Raw genomic sequence first — 17,426 nt, forward strand, 5'->3', positions numbered from 1 at the left:
TGTCTTGATGCGACATTCCAAGTTCCTTCTTGGAAGTATTGTTGGTTTGGCGACGAGCATTGAAGGCCCAACCGCCTTCCGCATCAAGACTTATTTTTTGCGCCGGGAGAAATTGTTACCAGCGTTGCGTGGCACTCAGCCGTCCTCGCTTGCCGACTTGCCTGTAAAAGCGGCAAAAAAATGCGGTGAAAGGGAACCGCCGATTACGCGGGTTTGGAAACATTCGAGTTTTGACGGCAGCACCGTTACCTCCGTCGTTATGTACCAAGATGAATCATGTCCCAATCTCATCTTCAAGACCTCTACGGCCAGCTAGTTCAACGCGGATGGAAGGTTGTCGAACATCGACGCAGTTCCGAAACGCTTGATGTGCCGGGCGCGGCGGTCTGGGAGATTCGTCGATTCGACAATAGCCCTGCCATCTTGCTCGACTTTCCTGGTTTCGATGGGGTGGGCGAGAATATCGACCTAGACGAAAGCTACGCGTGCGGGGTGCGGGGGCGACCGATTGAACTTTACTTCAGCCGCGTCAATCGAAGCCAAGAGCGTTGGTTGGAGGACTTGGCCAGTTTTATTGCAGCTCTCGACTTGATCGAAACCGGATAGCAAGCCGAGGACAATTTGCCTGGTTGGGTAAGCTTGTAGATGCCCGCTGGTATGGGGTATCTATAAGTTAGGACAGGATCTAATTGGCAGCCTGGGATCTGATTGGTACTGGCAGGACGCTAGTGGCATACGGAGGTAGCATCGCTGGCCGGTACCACCTAGCGTGAGATTGATGTGCGGAGGACTTCTGGTATCCTCAGGGCGTTCGATTCGGAGAATCACACGTTTGCCAGTAAAGTTGAGTTACAACGGCATGGCCTACATCGAAGTTGGTGAAGAGAAGATTGATCCGGCTACGGAAGCGGATCTTGAACGTCTGTTTGAGAAAAAGAGCATTCTGGGGGTCGCTGTCTTTCAAGACGCGAAGCATGCCGTACAAGAAACGGTTACCGGCGGCTCGGCACTCGTTCTCTATCTCGATCTCAAAAAGCCTGCCGCACAGCAGCCGGCAGGTCGCGTCGATCGCGCAGCTGCTATAAAGATTCTGAAAACATACCTAAACGATGGTTCGTTGGACCCGGACTTTACGTGGAATGTGGCCGACTTACCGATAGTCACAACTGGTAGTGGGTGTGGCAGCACCGCAGCCATGCTGGCCATTGCATTCAGTATGCTTGTGGCACTTTTTGCGTTTGCAGCATGGTAAAGTGCCAACGATAGAGTGGCGCTGGCGATCATATTTTCTTCCTGTGGAACGCGGAAGTTTTATGGCTGGATGGTGCACCCAGCCGATATAGTTTCCGGCCAGAATGATGGGGGAGAGACGGGGGAAGCCGTTGAGGCTCACGTTTTCGCATGCTGACAAACGGGTTCTAAATTCAAATCGCTAGACGCTTCTATTATGTTAGGCTGAGTCAATCGGTCATTCGCACTGCTGACGGCCGTTGTGCCACACGTTGAGAAGTCGAGCATCTGGGGACTTGACCGTGCCACGGGGCCGACGAGTTGATCACGGCCGGCATTCAAGCCTGAGTAACTTAGATTCTCGATTATGCGGCCTGAGTTTCTCGCTCCTGGGGAAATCGAGGAGGTGGGATCAGGTCTTAGGGGGAATGGAATTGGGAACCAACGTCGAGAGCCGCCTGCCAGAAGACGATCGCTCGTGGCGGCAGCGAGTTTATGAAGTTGTTTTCGAAGCCGATTCCCCGGCCGGTGTCTTATTTGATGTTTTGCTGCTCATTGCGATCTTCCTTAGCGTGCTGGTCGTGATGCTGGAGAGTGTTGAGTCGATCCGGCTGCGGCATGGGGCTCTGTTGGTTCGAGCCGAGTGGTTTTTCACGATTCTATTCACGGTGGAGTATGCTGTGCGGATCGCTTGTGCCCGCCGTCCGCTCCGGTACGTGTTCAGTTTCTACGGCATTGTTGATCTGCTGGCCATTTTGCCGACTTATCTGATCGCTCTTCCGATTACTTCCGGTGCCGGAACGCAGCGGCTGACGACGATCCGGGCACTTCGCCTATTGCGGGCATTCCGAATCTTCAAGCTGGCCCACATGCTTTCTGAAGCCGAAGCGTTGCGCAATGCGATTTGGGCGGCCCGGGCCAAGGTGGCCGTGTTTCTGTCGTTTGTGGTAATTTCAGTGGTCATTGTCGGTTCGGCGATGCACCTGATTGAAGGAGGTCGAATGGACGACAGCGGGGAAGCGACGTCCAGTGGATTCGACTCGATTCCTGAGAGCATGTACTGGGCGGTCGTCACGATGACCACGGTCGGTTATGGTGATGTCTCGCCGGTAACCGCGGTGGGCAAAGCACTCGCGGCGTGCATGATGCTGTTGGGCTACTGCATGATTATTGTGCCGACGGGGATTGTTTCGGCGGAATTCGCCCAGGCCGCTAAGAAAAATATCACAGTAAGAGTCTGCGAAAACTGCATGGCCGAAGGGCACGACAAAGATGCCCAGTACTGCAAGTATTGCGGAACCATGCTTTGAATCGCACGCCCCCAGGTCGTGCTTGTGGGCAGTGCCAACAAGCTGGGACGCTGCATTCATATAAGCATCGTTCCGAGTTGCGAACGCAGCCCAATCGAACCGTGCCCCTAACTTCGCCACGGCCACGTTGCCGGAAGACCGGAGAGAGCAATCCCTGATACAAGCAATGAAACTTAACGCCGTTTCTTCTTCTGGTGATAGGGACAACAGACCATGATCGAAATCGTTGACCCCAACCCCCAGTGGCCGACAGAGTTTCTTCAGCTGGCCGAGCGGTTGAAAGCGGTGTTATCGGACACGGCTGTGAGGGTCGATCATATCGGGTCGACCTCGGTGCCTGGGCTGGCGGCGAAGGACGTTATCGATATTCAGGTAACGGTCGCGGATCTTAGCCTGGGGGGCTTGCCACAGTGGATGCAGTCGTGCGGCTTCGTTCATCGGCCCAAGATCACCCACGACCTGCTGGTGGGTGTTGCCCCGGACTCGCCTGAACTCAGTAAGATGTTCTTTAAGCAGGGGCCAGGGGAGCGGCCTGTTCATGTTCATGTGCGCGAGATAGGTCGGCTCAATCAACGCTACGCGCTCCTTTTCAGGGACTATCTCGTGGCCCACCCGGCCATTTGTGACGCGTATGCCCAGATTAAAAAGGAACTAGCTCGGAAGTTTCCCCACGATGAAGACGCCTACTACGCGATCAAAGACCCGTACATGGATACGGTCTATTACGCGGCAAGCGAGTGGGCCACGCAGAGTGGGTGGCAAGCAGATTAGGGATCTGCGTAGCACGCAGTCTCGTTGTCTAGGGCCATTCCATCGTAGGTTAGTGCACCCAGCCCACACGCGACATCGGCCAGACAATCAGCCAGGCGCGGCCCATGATTCTATGGGCAGGTACCGGGCCGTTGAAACGGCTGTCGTCGGAATCTTTGAGATCGTCCCCCAGGACATAATAACCATCACCGCACGAGACTGGCTTGCCTTCCATTAAATTGCCGAATCTCAAGTATTTGAGGTCGAGCGACTCGGGGCATTCGACCGGCTGGCCATCAATGAGTAATTCGCCATCGGGAAGCATTTGAATGTTTTCGCCTGGAAGACCTGCGACACGTTTCATTAACTTATCGCCGGAATCGTTAATGAATGTGATGACTTCCCAGCGGCGCGGCGAACGATACCAACGAGTTACTTTCTCGGTGATCACGCGATCGCCGTTGTCGGGGTCGGTTCCCATGAGAGTCGGTTGCATCGAGGGGGAAATGACGACGGAGAGGTCCATGGTTAGCCAGTAGATAGCGACTATCGCCCCGAACACGGCCAAGCCGCGCTCGATCCAGCGTGGGCATCCGCGAACAATTGAAGCAAGGCGACTGCGAAGCGGTGCGTTACTCTTGCTGGGATTCTCTGGCTCTGGCATCGTGTTCGGCTTGTTCGATTTGTGCATTTCGCTCTTGCCACTGTAATTTGGCGGAACGTGTCGCTCCCACGCACGGAGTCATCGTTCCCCCGATGAGAAAAACTGCTCCTACGCTCGCCGCCGCCAGTACTAACCCGTTCATACCAAAATTGCTGGGCGTATGCGTTGGTGGCGCAGTGACAGGGGTCGGCGGTACATCTGCCAACGATTCGTCGGGTTTGGGAGGTTCGTCCATAGGGCACCTTAGTTCGAGGAGAGGAATCGCGACTCCAGGACGCGGATGGTTTCCTGGTAGCAAGCTTGATCCAGCAAACAGAGAAGTCCATCGGGGCGGTTTACATCGCCTGTCCGGATGTAATTGCTGCAGCGACAGATTTTGGTATTACATAGTGATCTCAGATTACATGGGGCGCAATCATCCGACCATATATCGGGAAGTGACGCAGCCGTAAGGAAGTCATCGCCATCCAACACGTTGCCTGGTAGACGCATCGGATTATCAGGCTCGTCAGCACCAACCAGGCGTTCACACGGATAAAGATTTCCCGCCGGCGTTACCGCGATCTCGCCGTGGCCAAAACCGCACCTTGCCGTTTTCGTTATGGGAATTCCTGTCGCTCGTGCGGTCTTTTCATCGAACCAGCTTACGCTGCATTCAGGCAGTCGCTCTCCCCAGAAATCTGCGGCACGGCGAATCGATACCTTCAAACGTTCGCCGTCAGACTGGTTCCAGGTTGTCCAAAGATTGAGTGACGGATCGAATCGTCGCACGCCAAGTGAGTTTAGATACTCCATGCCATCGGGCAGTGTATCAACATTAAATGGCTGGACCACCATCACGACACGGAATTCTCTTCCGGCATCGATCAACCGCGTCATTGTATTTTGGACTCGAGCCGAACTGGGCAGGCCGTCGACCGTAGCGCGTTGCCCATCATGTACGCCTGGCAACCCGTCATGGCTGATTGCCAATTCGAGTTCCGGCAGTGTCATGACCGACCATGCCGCAGGCGAGTCAATCGTTCCGTTGGTCGTCATGCTTAGCGCCAAGCGGACACCCTGACGGCTGGCAGTGGAGCGAGCGTAGTTCACCAGGTCGAGCACCAACTCCGCTTCGATCAGTGGCTCGCCACCGAAGAACGACAATTCGAGCGCCCCCTCAGGCCGCAGGGAACGAATTGCCCGGTCGATGGCCTTGCATCCCATCTGCAGCGGCAGAGGACGCCGGATCTTCTCGCCGGTGTAGCAATACGAGCAGCGCAGATTGCACGCGTGATTCACGACCAGCGTGAGACCAAAGCTTGTATGCATCCGACTACTCCCAAGAAAAGCGATCGACGGAGTCTACCATCCGCGATCTTGTTTATGAATCTTATAATCCCAGACATATAAGATCCATGCAAGCATTTGGTACCTAGGGGCTATTTGGCATTGGCGGATCTTGGATCGCCAGTTACTTCCGTGCCTGCTCGATACCCCGGCTACTAGTCATCAGGAACGAGAGCATCTCCTGGACTTCGGGGCAGGGGTGTTTTTTTAGGTGGGCGATGATTTCTTCGCGTAAGAGCGATTGGCGAAAGAAGACTCGGTAGGCGCTTTTGAGTTCTGAGATCACCGCTTGGGAGATGCCGCGTCGGCGGAGGCCGACTTTGTTCAGGCCGACAATGCTGCCGCTGCGGCCGTCGACCAGGACGAAGGGCATCACATCGCGCGAGACGTAGGCTGTCGCGCCGACCATCGCCAGGCGGCCGATCCTGCAGCGCTGGTGGATGGTGACCCCCAGTCCCAGGACTGCCTGGTCTTCGATCGTCACGTGTCCGCACAGCGAGGACTTGTTGGTGAGCGTGGTCTGGTTGCCGATACGCGAGTCGTGACCGATCTGGACGTTGGGCATGATGAAGTTGTCGTTACCGATGCAGGTAACACCATCAATGCCTGTGCCGACCTGGATGGTGGCGAACTCTCGGATGACGTTCCGATCGCCAATGCAAAGTCGGCCCTGCGATGCGGTTGGTTTTGCGATCAAGGGATCGCCCCCCACGATGCAGTATTCAGCGATTTGATTGTCGCTGCCAATCTGCGTGCCGGACTTGATTACCGTGCCGACACCAAGCTCGTTGTTCTCGCCCAGTCGGACGCCTTGTTCCAGCTTGACGCCATCGGCCAGCTTGGTGGCAGAGCCAACGACGACGCCTGGGGCAATGCGACAGCCTTCGCCGATGACGACGTCGTCTGCGATTTGCGCCAAGGGGCTAATCATGGGGTCGTGGGTAAGGGGCATCAGGCGTTATCGGGATGAATTGCTACGGAATATGTCTCTGTTTCTTATCCCTCAAAATGCTTATAAAGGTCAACCTGAGTTTAAGGATGTTTCGGCAGGCAAATCATTGGTACGCGGCAAAGGCAGGGAAAGCATGGATGGTGAAAATCTGCTAGCACCTTCCGGACGCCCCACGGGGATGGTCTTCGCGCATCCGGCTCACGAATGGTTTACCTTTGCGGCAGTGCTGCGACTGCAACCGAATCTGTATTATCTTTCGCCAGGTATCTTTGGTGGGGATGGGTTTGCAGACGCGTTTCGGGAAAAACTAGCGGCGATTGGCTTTCGAGGAACGGTTACGTTCGGTTCCATTTCGGAATCGGAAATCTACGAGCGTTATCTTGCCCAGGATGACGACTGGTTTGTGACGCAGCGCGATGCGATTGCCGATTGGCTGGGGGCGCTTCAGCCTGGGATCGTTTTTACGGACGCATTCGAGTGGTACAACTCGGCCCACGATCTTGTGCCGTTGCTGGTGACCTCGGCGGTGCAGTGTCAGCCTTCGGATAGCCCACCCATTTCGCTGGCAGAGCATGGCATTGGACTGCAAACGGTTCCTTGGCAGAAACGCCAGACTCAAGATTGGCCGGCCGTGCGACTGACCGACGACGAGATTGCTTGCAAGCGTCAGTTTCTGGGGGACATGAACGGTTTTTTCAGCGGCATTACCCAAGGGGTGAACGATGAGTTGCAGAGTGTCGTGAAGGACTGGGGAGAGAAGGAATATCAGACGGAATATTATCGCTGGACTTCGGTGACGCGAACCTTTGGTGAACCACCTAAGGTCGGTGATTGGGCGACCTACGATCAGCGTGGGCATTTGCGGGTAGCGTCAGGCAGATCGCAGCAAGCGATTACGTTCCACGAGCACTTTGCCCCACTAGCGGCGAAACTGCTGAGGGAAGATTCGATGTCGGTGATCGGTTAAGCTTGGATTACCGAGGGCATGTAGGTGAGAATGAACGGACTTAAGATACTCATCACCAATACGCAAATGATTGGTCGGTCAGGGACAGAAATGTATGTCCATGATCTGGCGCGAGCGCTGATCCGCAGCGGCCACTCGCCGATTGTGTATAGCCCCGACCAAGGTCCGCTGGCGAAAGAGCTGGCTCGGAATTCCGTTCCTATCGTGGCCACGCTCGACAAGATAAGTGAAACGCCTGACATCATTCATGGTCACCATACGCTGCAGACGTTAGCGGCCATGCTGTATTTCCCCACGACGCCTGGCATCTTTGTTTGTCACGATTTTGATGCCTGGCATGATACGCCTCCGAAGCTGCCTCGCATTGGGCGTTACCTGGCAGTGGATCAAACCTGTGCCGACCGATTGGTTTTGGCCGAGGGAATCGACCGGAGCCAAGTCACCATTTTGACCAACCCGGTCGACCTGCAACTGTTTCAACGTCGCTGCCCTTTGCCGGCGAAGCCGCGCAAGGCGATCATCTTCAGCAGCTATGGCAATCGCGAATCGATCCAGCCCATTCAACGTGCGTGTGATCAGCTGGGAATCGAACTCGATGCCGTTGGCCAGCATTTTGGAGCCGTATGCGACGAACCCCACAAACGTCTGCCGGAATACGATCTGGTTTTCGCCAAAGGCCGGTGTGCCCGGGAGGCACTGGCCGTAGGATGCGCTGTCATCTACTGCGATGTGTTCGGAATGAGTTTCCTCGTGACCTCGGACGAAGTCGCTCATTTGAACCAATGGGGACGGCGAGCCATGTCGTTTCCGGTAACCGAACAGCGCCTGGTTCAACAAATTCAACGATACGATGCCGAGGACGCCGCCAAGGTGTGTGCGTACATTCGCGAGAATAACAGCACCGATGCGATCTACGATCAACTGCTGGAAATTTACGAGGAAGTCATTCAGCAGCACTTAACAAGCGACCGAGGGGACTATCTCGACGAACTTCGCGCCATGGGAAAGATGGCGGAGTGGTGGCACGTGACGCGTCACGTTGTTCAGCCTCGTCCAAAAGGTGCGACGTCGCAATTCGTTCGGAATGCCAAGTCGTGGATGACCCGCAAATTGGCACGATTGCAACGCAAGGAAAGCAAGTCGAACGATGCAAGAGCGGCCTAAGTTTTTGCCGTTTGCTGCCGGATCGAGTGTTCTAGTTTCTCAGGCTTAGAAATAAAAAGAGCTCGCTGCGTAGGTACGCGACGAACTCTTTTACTTTGGGCTGGTTATCAGGCCGGTCCCTAACTGAGGTTGGGGACTTCGAATCCCTTGCGGTACTCGCGTTTGAGGAAGACGTTGGCCTGATCGGCAGCGTCGCCGACGAACTGTCCGCTTTCGACATCGACCGTCAGCATCGGGCTGAGTTTGATCTCCGAGCTTTCGATCTTGATGTTGTGCGACTGGAGGTGCTTGTCGGTTTCTTCCAGCAAGCTATTCCAGATGCCGCCATCGCCACTGACTTCTTTCGCCGCAGCATAGCTGAAGGTGTCGCCTGCCCGGAAGGCAATGTTGGCGAGATTGCACCAGCCGGTCGTATCGTTGCCGACTTGCACCTCGGTGTTGAGCGACGAGGCATCGCGCGAACGCACGGCGTTAATGAAATTCTGCTGATGCAGTTCATTGCCGCCGCTTCCTTTGAACGACTTGATTTCTTTGCCGTCTTTGTCGAAGGCAACCGCCTTGCCACGTTGGCCTTCCAGACGCCCCCCTTCGCAGTACGCGATGTAGCCGCTACCAGGTCCAGGTGGCTTAGCCGAGCCAAGTAACTTCAGGTTGCTCAGGCCAATGACAACCGGAATCGAGCCGGTATCGAAATACACAAAGTGGACGTTGGGGGTCTGGCCGGCATCGTTCCAGGCTACGCGTCCGCCGCCACCGATGATCCGCTGAGGCAGGGTGACCTTGTCCAGGAAGATGTTGTTGCGGACATCGTCCAGCACGTGCACGCCCCAGTTGCCCATCTCGCCGGAGCCGGTGTTCCAGTCCCAGTGCCAGTCGTAATGCAGGTTGTTGCGATAGATGGGCACGTCCTGCGCTGGGCCGAGCCACATGTTGTAGTCGATCTTGGAATCGATCACCAACGGCTCGGTGCGTTTGCCGATCGGACCTCGTTGTCCGTATCGATTGACCCGAGCTGACTGGATTTCGCCGAGTACCTTGTCTTCGTGCAGGAATTTTTTGATCTCGGCCTGCATGGGGTCGGAACGCTGCTGGGTTCCCATCTGGCAAATTCGGTTGTACTTGCGCGCGGCGGCAACGGTCTGCTCGCCTTCCCACTGACTGTGCGAAAGGGGCTTCTCGACATAGACATCCTTGCCGGCTTCCATCGCCCGAATAGCAGCGAGGCAATGCCAATGGTTACACGTGGCGATGATCACGGCGTCGACCGAATCATCGGCCAGCAGGTCGTCGAGACTGGCGTGAACTTTACCTTCCGACTTCGAGGCCTTCTTCGCCGCGTTGGCTCGCCCTGGATCGGGATCGTAGAACCCTGCCATCTTCACGCCGTCGATGTTCATGAAATACTTCATCAACTCGCCGCCACGACCGCCGCAGCCGATCAGGCCCACGCCGATCTCATCGTTCGCGTTGGCAGCAAAGGTGAGGCTAGATGAGGTGCCAAGCCAGACGCCGGCGGCAAGGCCGGTGTGCAGAAAGCTACGACGCGATATGGATCGGTTGATCGAGGTCATGGGGGTTGCCTTTCTGGTAGGTGAAGGGGTTTCGTTTGCAAGCAGTCACGAACCCCAGGCGATCGGGATGAGCTGGGAAACCATGCCGGGTGGGGACTCCATTTCGGCACGTATTCCCTCTTATGTCAGAGTGTAACACGAATTCTAGAGGGATGTCTCTAAACAGCCTGGGGTTGGCTGGCAAACAGGGACGAGTTTTTTTGGGCGGATACGGTTTGCTCGATTATGAATTATACGACACCGCCTTGTCGGTTTCGGACACCATTGTGGAAGAAAACGACCGCATGGGGGGCACGCTTGCTGCCAGATGTCATTAACCACCTTGAAAATCGCCGGGGAAAGCCTGTCAGTTCGTGGGTGCCGTTTCCGTGATTCACTCCGGCCCTGATTCCCCTTGCACCCCTCATTTTGATATAACGTTGGCTCCTACATTTGTACGCCCGCCTGGTTACGTACAGCCAAGATGACAACCTAACTCGTCTCTCCCGAGTTTTTGGAAACAGAGACGCTTTTCGGTCCTTAGAGGAAAACTGTTCATGGCTCCTTCGACCTCAATTCTCGCAGATAAACTGCACGAGTACCCTCAACAAAACGTGATCGACGGAACCAGCGACGGCGTCGCTGCGGTTCTAGACGATTGTCTTAACAAGAACGGCGGCGTGTTCCAACTTCTGCACCGCTATGCAGGCCGCACGTTTTGTAGCCCAGGCAAGCGTCTTCGTCTGGAAGAGAAGTCGTACTATCCAGACTACATGGGTGGTACCGGTCTCGATGAAATCTGGATGTGCTGCACCGTGCCGATCGTGACCGGCGTCATCGACACCCGTACCGGCAAGAAACCATTTCGCGAAGGGGAAGCACACGTCCTTACGGCGGATGGACAGTTTATCTCGCTCCAGGATTTGATCGCGGCCAATCCCGAGACCGTCATGGGGGAAAAGATCACCGCTTTTGCGAAAGCGATGTTCGGCGATCCGACATGGCCGATCGTGTCGAAGAAGTTCGACAACCTGAATCCGATTCCAGACCACCTGCACTGGAAGAAGTGGGAAGTCTACGACATCAATTCGTACGACAACCCCGGTGTCAGCCCTTCGCACTATCATACCACCGCGATGGGGCTGTATCCGTTCGTGACCAAAGACCAGTTCTTGGCTTGCATGAAGCGATACGGGCAGGGCGAGTACAACGGCATTCGCCACCTGGCACCGCACACCATGATGAAACTGGATGACGGCTTCGTGATGCCGAACGGTGTTCTGCATTCACCCACCGACCTGTGCACGCACGAGCTGCACGTCACGATGGACGAGCACTTCCTGGCCGAAGACGTTACGCTCGACGGGCGTATCAGTGCCGAAGCCGCGTTCTACGCTTGCCGCGAACAAGACTATCCAAAGTCGAAGCACGGCGACTGGGACTACCTGGTAGAGCAGTTCGACTTCGAAGCGAACCAGGACCCTGACTTTGTCTTGAAGAATTCGCGTCCGGCGATCAAGTCGGAAGAATTCAGCGACAACGGTGTCGACGCCAAGTGGATCGTCTATGGCGAACTGCTCGGCGAACAGAAGTGCTCGATTCTGCGGCTCATCTTGGAACCTGGTGCCAAGACGAATTTCAAGCCTGAGAGCCCCGCGATGTTCCATACCAACGGCGGAAGTGGTCGTGTTGGCAAGCTCGACGTGAACTATAACCAGAATATGGTTCTCGGCGAGCTCTACTCCGAGATCGGCTTCATCACCCAGGCAGCGCTTTCGGGCGGCGGCGTGGAAATCGAAAACACCGGCAGCGAACCCCTCGTGCTGACTTTCGACTTCCCGCAGAACGCCCACAGCAAGACGCCAGGGATGTAGTGATCTATCGTCGGGCGGTATTCCCTTGGCCGTTGCAAAATCGCACGGCCATGGGAAGGGATCGCACTCGGCTTGTAAGCCTTCCTAGGATTCTCGCCACAGATATAGAATGGATGTCATTCACGAACTGGTTGGATGACATCCATTTCCTTTTTAATGAATGGAACTGGACGTTACATTCATTTCTACAGGTGAAATTTCGGCACTTTCGGACACACTACCTACTACGGTTGAAGTCTGCCGTAGTGCACTTCAGGAACGCGATTCGATGGGAGGACGTGCCGTGGTGCCTGCTGGTTAACTTCATTGGATCAAAGTACATGTAGGTGAAATGTTGAGAATTGCTGCCACATTACTTTTACTCTCGATCACTGCTACAACCCTGGGTTGCAGGGAAAAGAAACATTCCAACGAATCGACTTCTAACAATCTGAGTAAAGAACCCATGAGCGTGCCGGTCGCATACTACGATTCCTCGTACGTGCCAAATCCAAATCCCAAGGGCGAAACGCCTTTCGAGGAATTCTGGAAAGTGCGACTGGCGATCTTAGCGACAACTCAAGAGCATGGAGAAACAGGGCCTGAGTCGAGAGCCGATCAGAAGCGTTATTGGGTAGTCGACGATCAATATAACGACGATCGCTATCACAACATGGAGGTCTACGAGCCTGAGGGCTGGTCCGTTGAGTGGCTGACAGACTTGATGAAGACGCTAGGGAAGCACAAGGGATGGGGAGTGAGTGTTGGGGGAATTGAGAAGGGGCACCTCTTAGTGTTTGCCGATCGCTTGATGGTCAACGGTTCCACGTTTGAAGGGTGCGATGACCTCGAAGCAGTCGTTGCTGCCGCCAAACTGGCTACCGAAAACTATCTCGACCGGAAGTATGGTCCACTGAATCGACAACTCAAGTATTTGAAGGGATTGTTGCCGGCAGCGATGAAGGAGGTCGATGCCAACGGTTATCGTTGCCTTGCTACGTTTGATGGCTTTGAGCTCTTCGAGGGGAACGCGATTTGGATTTTGCAGACGAAGAATGAACATGAGCTATTTCTCAATACAGGAGGCGGGAAAATTCGTTCGTCGGCGGTCACCGCTGACGGAATCATCCATGACGAGTTTCCCGAGGAATTCTGGCCCTATACGGATGTTAATCCTCCCTACTGGCTGGTGACCTATCTTGAAGAGGACCGAACGGCCACTCAATTCGAACTGGTTGATGAGGATGACAAGCCCATGGGAAAGTTAACCATCGGAAAGGTGATTACCGACGACGAAGTGCAACAGCGCCTCCGCGATGGGGAAGTGGAATAGCATGCGGTCGGGTGCTCTGGAAGCTGGAACCTGCCCGCCTGTTCAATCCTCTTGAGTCGAGTTAGAAAGAAACTTGGCGAGTGTGACTAGAAAATTCATCTACGTGGCAACGATCATTGGCAGACTCGTCCGCTAGTGATGTTCGATTGGATCTCGCGATGGGCAACATGCTTAATCTTTCACGGTGGTGGGATCGACGACATCTGGCGATCGCGATTTTTACGGTCGTTTCGATTACCCTCTATTTGCTTCTTCGATTTGCTTGGGGAGCGGAAGAATCAACGGCTCGGTGGTTTCTGTGGGCCTCGCTGGGAGTCGGTGGAGGTCCACTCGTTGCTGAACTTACGATTCGGCTTGTGCGGGGACAATTCGGCTCGGATTTGCTGGCAGGTATTTCGATTGTCACGTCTGTTCTATTAGGTGAGTATCTCGCCGGAACACTTGTGGTTTTGATGCTTTCAGGGGGCGAAGCCTTGGAAGCGTTCGCGGTTCGGAAAGCGTCATCGGTACTCGATGCGTTGGCCCGTCGCATGCCATCGATTGCCCACAAGCAGACGGAGTCGGGAATCAGCGACATCCCCATTCAGGAAATCCAAATCGATGATGTCCTGGTTGTGTTTCCCCACGATATCTGTCCGGTCGACGGAGTTGTGATCGATGGACATGGCAGCATGGACGAGGCCTATCTGACCGGGGAACCCTACCGTGTGTCGAAATCGGTCGGTTCCGACGTGCTTTCCGGAGCCATCAACGGGGAAGCGGCGTTGAGTATCCGTTCGGTTCGACTGCCGAGCGATTCTCGCTATGCCCGCATCATGGAAGTCATGCAGCAGTCGCAACAGCAGCGTCCCCAGCTACGCAGGCTCGGTGATTTGCTGGGGGCCTATTACACGCCACTTGCCGTGGCGATTGCCCTGGTGGCTTGGTTTCTCAGCGGTGAAGTCGTTCGATTTCTGGCTGTGCTGGTGATTGCTACGCCGTGCCCTTTGTTGATTGCCATTCCGGTTGCCATTATCGGTTCGATTTCTCTGGCTGCCCGGCATAGCATTATCATTCGCGATCCGGCCGTCCTGGAACGAATCGATCGTTGTCGCACGATGATTTTCGATAAAACGGGAACGCTCACTTATGGTGAACCGAAGTTGGTTGAGCAGCATGTCGATCCGGGGTTTCCGCCTGAGGAAGTTTTGCGACTGAGTGCGAGCCTTGAGAAGTACTCGAAGCATCCTCTTTCGACCGCGATTATCAAGGCCGCTGAGTCATCGCAACTTACGCTTCTGCCGGCGGACAGCGTGCAGGAGCGTCCCGGGGAAGGTTTGCTGGGAACCGTCGACAATCGCCAGATTCAGGTTACCAGTGCGAAGAAGTTGATGCTCGCGCAGCCGGACTTGCGAATAGATGTTCCGCCTTCGACGGGTGGCCTCGAGTGTGTCGTCGTGATCGATGGGAAATACGCGGCCACTTACCGGTTTCGAGATGAGCCGCGCCGTGAAGGTGCTGCCTTCGTCGGGCACCTGGCTCCAAAGCATGGATTCGAGAAGGTGATGCTGCTTTCTGGCGACCGCTTTTCCGAAGTGGAGTACTTAGGACAGCGCGTCGGCATTACCGAGTTGCACGCCGGCAAGAGTCCAGAAGAGAAACTGGCCATCGTTCGCGAGGAAACGGCTCGCGCCCCAACCGTATACGTGGGAGACGGGATCAACGACGCACCAGCGATGGTTGCCGCCACGGTGGGGTTGGCCATGGGGCAGCGAAGTGAAGTGACGACCGAAGCGGCCGGTGCCGTGCTGATGGACAACACCTTGGGGCGTGTTGATGATCTGATGCATATTGGTCGTCGGATGCGACGGATCGCTCTTCAAAGTGCGGTCGGAGGCATGGTTCTCAGCTTGGCCGGCATGCTTCTCGCTGCGATGGGGTACCTGCCACCGGTGGCAGGAGCAATCTCGCAAGAGTTCATTGACATTCTCGCGGTACTCAACGCACTGCGTGCCGCCTGGCCGCAAGGGGAGTTGTCCGACTATGGAGAGCAACTGCCCGAGTGAGATTCTGGCAGACCGGCGGTAGTTCCATCTGGTGCTGCAAGTGGACTGGTATCGACGGGCTTCGCTTGCAGGGCTTGGGCTCGCTCAAGTGCGGCGGTGATGTGGGGGCAGATGTTTTCTTTGCCTAAGTGGCGTTGCAGTTCGGCTTGCTGCATCAGCTTGGCTGGCTGAGGCCTGGCTCCGCAGAGGATCAGTTGGCGGTTGGCGGCGCGGAGCTTGTCGGCGAAGTCCTCGAGGGCAAGTAGGCCCGTCGCATCGATGGCGGTCATGTTGCGTAGCCGCAGGATGACGACCGGTCTAAGGTTTTCCATCTGATCGGCAATGGCCAACAACTTCTCAGTTGTTCCGAACAGGAACGGGCCGTGGATGCGGATGATGGTGACGAAATCGGGGATGAGCTTATCCTGCAAGGCATGCATTCGTCCGTCCTCAACGTAATCCTTCGTCACGTTCTCGATGGTCGTGGTCATGGCTACCTTTCGGATGAATAGCAATGCGGCGAGGACGATTCCGACCTGCACGGCTATTGTCAGGTCGGCGAAGACGGTCAACGTGAACGTCGTCGCCCAGACGGCGATGGTGGCCCACGACATCTTCAATAGCTTGGGGATTTCGCGCCACTCGCCCATGTTGTAAGCCACGACCAGCAAAATCGCCGACAATACGGCCAGCGGGATGTAGCGGGCCAGCGGGGCGGCAAACAGCAGCACCGCGAGCAGTGTCAGCGCATGGATCATGCCTGCCACGGGGGTCTTGGCTCCGGAGCGGATGTTGGTCGCCGTGCGGGCAATGGCACCCGTTGCGGGAATACCCCCGACAAACGGGACTGCAATGTTCGCGATCCCTTGGGCGACCAGTTCTACGTTCGGATTGTGTTTATCGCCACTCATCCGGTCGGCCACGACGGCAGACATCAGCGACTCGATAGCCCCCAGCAGGGCAACCGTCAGTGCAGGGGAGAGCAGGGCCGGAATCATGGCCAGGTCGAACTGCGGCACAGTGATCGGAGGCAGGCCACTGGGGATGCCGCCAAACCGGGTACCGATGGTTTCAACCGACAAACCCAACGCTACGACGATGGTTCCCAGCAGCATGGCGACGATGGAGCCGGGAATCTTTTTGAAGTACGTCATGCATACGATCACCACGGCCAGCGCCCCGACGGCCAGCACGGTGGACGTTGCGGAAATGGTATGGAAGTGCGTCACGATGGCGTGCATCCGGCCTACGAATTCGCCAGGGACGTGCTCGATCTGTAGCCCGAAGAAGTCTTTAATCTGCGTGCTGGCGATAAGGACGGCGATTCCGTTGGTGAACCCAATGACCACGGGGCGCGGGATGAATTGAATCGCCGTACCGAGGCCCGTCAGCCCCAGCAGCACGAGCATAATGCCTGCCATGACGGTACAGACGAGCAGGCCGTTCAGCCCGTGCTGGGCGACGATGCCGAATACGATGACGACGAATGCCCCGGTCGGACCACCGATTTGTGTCTTGGAACCTCCAAGTGCTGAGATGAGGAACCCGGCTACGACTGCGGTATACAAACCGGCTTGCGGCGGTACGCCGGACGAGATGGCGAAGGCCATCGCCAGCGGTAAGGCCACGAGCCCGACCGTCAGCCCGGCGATCAAGTCGTTGAGGAACGTTTTGAGGTTATAGCCACGTAAGGTCTCGACCAACTTTGGCATCCTGCCCGGTTTCATCGCCTGGTCTCCTGCTTGCTCTTCTTGGCTTCTCGCTTTTCGACACGCAGCATTTCGGTCGCTTCTTCCAGGTGTGCGAAGAAGTATTCCCGCATCTTTTCAAGTACCTCGCCCAGCAAGGGATCGCGAAGCCGGTAGAAGATTTGGTTGCCTTCCTTGCGGTTGTCAACGATGTACTTATTGCGCAAGACAGTCAGGTGCTGAGAGGCGTTGGCCTGCTCGACACCAACCTGCTCGCACAACTGCCCCACCGACATCTCTTCCTGGCTGAGCAGTTCGACGATGGCGACCCGGGTAGGGTGCCCGAGTGCCTGAAAGATACCTGCTTTGAACTGCCGCATCGTGTCCAGCATCACGTGCCCTTACTCAATCCCAAATGGTTTAATGCATTGCAATATTCTAATTATCGAATATAGAAGGGGGCCGGATTACGTCAAGCGGTGCGCTGCCGGACAGGCTTGGTCCGCGGCGAGCCAGGCCAGAATGGGATGACAGTTTCGGCATTGGTTGGATTCGTAGTAGATTGACAGATGGGGACGATCTGCGTTCACTCGAATCCCACGTTCCCGTACG

Annotated in this window: 16 protein-coding genes; 10 read left to right on the forward strand and 6 right to left on the reverse strand. The window is 55.8% G+C overall.

The features are described 5' to 3' along the window. The 5 genes from C5Y96_RS27660 to C5Y96_RS00450 form a co-directional block, all read left to right on the forward strand. Positions 1 to 316, forward strand: a 316-nt coding sequence (locus C5Y96_RS27660) for a hypothetical protein (RefSeq protein WP_214609065.1), incomplete at its 5' end; no start/stop codon positions are given. Further along, complete coding sequence (locus C5Y96_RS00435; protein WP_105349583.1) at positions 277 to 606, forward strand: hypothetical protein; 330 nt, start codon at positions 277 to 279, stop codon at positions 604 to 606. The genes C5Y96_RS27660 and C5Y96_RS00435, both read left to right, overlap by 40 nt. Before the next feature lie 226 nt (positions 607 to 832). Then, positions 833 to 1,252: a hypothetical protein gene (locus C5Y96_RS00440; protein WP_146115459.1), complete on the forward strand. Its 420-nt coding sequence runs from the start codon at positions 833 to 835 to the stop codon at positions 1,250 to 1,252. 406 nt (positions 1,253 to 1,658) lie between these two features. Beyond that, positions 1,659 to 2,540 (forward strand): ion transporter, encoded by an 882-nt coding sequence (locus tag C5Y96_RS00445; RefSeq protein WP_105349585.1) that lies wholly within the window; start codon positions 1,659 to 1,661, stop codon positions 2,538 to 2,540. Between the two features lie 213 nt (positions 2,541 to 2,753). Then, positions 2,754 to 3,311: a GrpB family protein gene (locus C5Y96_RS00450; RefSeq protein ID WP_105349586.1), complete on the forward strand. Its 558-nt coding sequence runs from the start codon at positions 2,754 to 2,756 to the stop codon at positions 3,309 to 3,311. A 49-nt stretch (positions 3,312 to 3,360) separates the two neighbouring features. Here C5Y96_RS00450 and lepB read toward each other — a convergent pair whose 3' ends face one another. The 3 genes from lepB to lpxA form a co-directional block, all read right to left on the reverse strand. After that, positions 3,361 to 3,981, reverse strand: a complete 621-nt coding sequence (lepB, locus tag C5Y96_RS00455) for a signal peptidase I (protein WP_105349587.1) — start codon at positions 3,979 to 3,981, stop codon at positions 3,361 to 3,363. Between the two features lie 216 nt (positions 3,982 to 4,197). Beyond that, a complete protein-coding gene (locus C5Y96_RS00460) occupies positions 4,198 to 5,265 on the reverse strand; it encodes a radical SAM/SPASM domain-containing protein (RefSeq protein ID WP_105349588.1) in 1,068 nt (355 codons plus the stop codon). Positions 5,266 to 5,407: 142 nt separating this feature from the next. Then, entirely contained in the window at positions 5,408 to 6,214 is an 807-nt protein-coding gene (lpxA, locus tag C5Y96_RS00465) for an acyl-ACP--UDP-N-acetylglucosamine O-acyltransferase (protein WP_158261017.1), read from the reverse strand. Positions 6,215 to 6,368: 154 nt separating this feature from the next. On the opposite strand from lpxA, the gene C5Y96_RS00470 reads away from it, so the two are divergent. Both C5Y96_RS00470 and C5Y96_RS00475 read left to right on the forward strand, forming a co-directional pair. Continuing rightward, a complete protein-coding gene (locus C5Y96_RS00470) occupies positions 6,369 to 7,202 on the forward strand; it encodes a hypothetical protein (RefSeq protein WP_105349590.1) in 834 nt (277 codons plus the stop codon). Positions 7,203 to 7,232: 30 nt separating this feature from the next. After that, positions 7,233 to 8,366 (forward strand): glycosyltransferase, encoded by a 1,134-nt coding sequence (locus C5Y96_RS00475; protein ID WP_105349591.1) that lies wholly within the window; start codon positions 7,233 to 7,235, stop codon positions 8,364 to 8,366. A 119-nt stretch (positions 8,367 to 8,485) separates the two neighbouring features. Here the strand turns inward: C5Y96_RS00475 and C5Y96_RS00480 are convergent, their stop codons facing one another. Then, positions 8,486 to 9,937, reverse strand: a complete 1,452-nt coding sequence (locus C5Y96_RS00480) for a Gfo/Idh/MocA family protein (protein ID WP_105349592.1) — start codon at positions 9,935 to 9,937, stop codon at positions 8,486 to 8,488. Between the two features lie 536 nt (positions 9,938 to 10,473). Here C5Y96_RS00480 and C5Y96_RS00485 point away from each other — a divergent pair. The 3 genes from C5Y96_RS00485 (at position 10,474) to C5Y96_RS00500 (ending at position 15,147) form a co-directional block, all read left to right on the forward strand. Continuing rightward, entirely contained in the window at positions 10,474 to 11,790 is a 1,317-nt protein-coding gene (locus C5Y96_RS00485) for a hypothetical protein (protein WP_105349593.1), read from the forward strand. Between the two features lie 532 nt (positions 11,791 to 12,322). After that, complete coding sequence (locus tag C5Y96_RS00495; RefSeq protein WP_146115460.1) at positions 12,323 to 13,102, forward strand: hypothetical protein; 780 nt, start codon at positions 12,323 to 12,325, stop codon at positions 13,100 to 13,102. Positions 13,103 to 13,260: 158 nt separating this feature from the next. Beyond that, positions 13,261 to 15,147: a heavy metal translocating P-type ATPase gene (locus C5Y96_RS00500; protein WP_199188597.1), complete on the forward strand. Its 1,887-nt coding sequence runs from the start codon at positions 13,261 to 13,263 to the stop codon at positions 15,145 to 15,147. Here C5Y96_RS00500 and C5Y96_RS00505 read toward each other — a convergent pair. Continuing rightward, positions 15,123 to 16,853, reverse strand: coding sequence for a SulP family inorganic anion transporter (locus C5Y96_RS00505; protein ID WP_105349596.1), 1,731 nt, complete (start codon positions 16,851 to 16,853; stop codon positions 15,123 to 15,125). The two genes, C5Y96_RS00500 and C5Y96_RS00505, sit on opposite strands and share 25 nt — an antisense overlap. Further along, the gene (locus C5Y96_RS00510) at positions 16,850 to 17,206 is read right to left on the reverse strand and encodes an ArsR/SmtB family transcription factor (RefSeq protein WP_105349597.1); all 357 of its coding nucleotides are present in this window, start codon (positions 17,204 to 17,206) and stop codon (positions 16,850 to 16,852) included. Before C5Y96_RS00510 ends, C5Y96_RS00505 begins: the two co-directional genes overlap by 4 nt. Positions 17,207 to 17,426: the final 220 nt, after the last annotated feature.

It is taken from the genome of Blastopirellula marina (genome assembly GCF_002967715.1).
Classification (GTDB): Bacteria; Planctomycetota; Planctomycetia; order Pirellulales; family Pirellulaceae; genus Bremerella; species Bremerella marina_B.

What these genes read in the sequence shown, in the direction of transcription:
- C5Y96_RS00480 (WP_105349592.1), bottom strand. Translation starts at nt 9,937, where the DNA reads ATGACCTCGATCAACCGATCCATATCGCGTCGTAGCTTTCTGCACACC.
- C5Y96_RS00500 (WP_199188597.1), top strand. Translation starts at nt 13,261, where the DNA reads ATGGGCAACATGCTTAATCTTTCACGGTGGTGGGATCGACGACATCTG.
- C5Y96_RS00485 (WP_105349593.1), top strand. Translation starts at nt 10,474, where the DNA reads ATGGCTCCTTCGACCTCAATTCTCGCAGATAAACTGCACGAGTACCCT.
- lepB (WP_105349587.1), bottom strand. Translation starts at nt 3,981, where the DNA reads ATGCACAAATCGAACAAGCCGAACACGATGCCAGAGCCAGAGAATCCC.
- C5Y96_RS00435 (WP_105349583.1), top strand. Translation starts at nt 277, where the DNA reads ATGTCCCAATCTCATCTTCAAGACCTCTACGGCCAGCTAGTTCAACGC.
- lpxA (WP_158261017.1), bottom strand. Translation starts at nt 6,214, where the DNA reads ATGATTAGCCCCTTGGCGCAAATCGCAGACGACGTCGTCATCGGCGAA.
- C5Y96_RS00450 (WP_105349586.1), top strand. Translation starts at nt 2,754, where the DNA reads ATGATCGAAATCGTTGACCCCAACCCCCAGTGGCCGACAGAGTTTCTT.
- C5Y96_RS00505 (WP_105349596.1), bottom strand. Translation starts at nt 16,853, where the DNA reads ATGAAACCGGGCAGGATGCCAAAGTTGGTCGAGACCTTACGTGGCTAT.
- C5Y96_RS00475 (WP_105349591.1), top strand. Translation starts at nt 7,233, where the DNA reads ATGAACGGACTTAAGATACTCATCACCAATACGCAAATGATTGGTCGG.
- C5Y96_RS00445 (WP_105349585.1), top strand. Translation starts at nt 1,659, where the DNA reads ATGGAATTGGGAACCAACGTCGAGAGCCGCCTGCCAGAAGACGATCGC.
- C5Y96_RS00510 (WP_105349597.1), bottom strand. Translation starts at nt 17,206, where the DNA reads ATGCTGGACACGATGCGGCAGTTCAAAGCAGGTATCTTTCAGGCACTC.
- C5Y96_RS00460 (WP_105349588.1), bottom strand. Translation starts at nt 5,265, where the DNA reads ATGCATACAAGCTTTGGTCTCACGCTGGTCGTGAATCACGCGTGCAAT.
- C5Y96_RS00470 (WP_105349590.1), top strand. Translation starts at nt 6,369, where the DNA reads ATGGATGGTGAAAATCTGCTAGCACCTTCCGGACGCCCCACGGGGATG.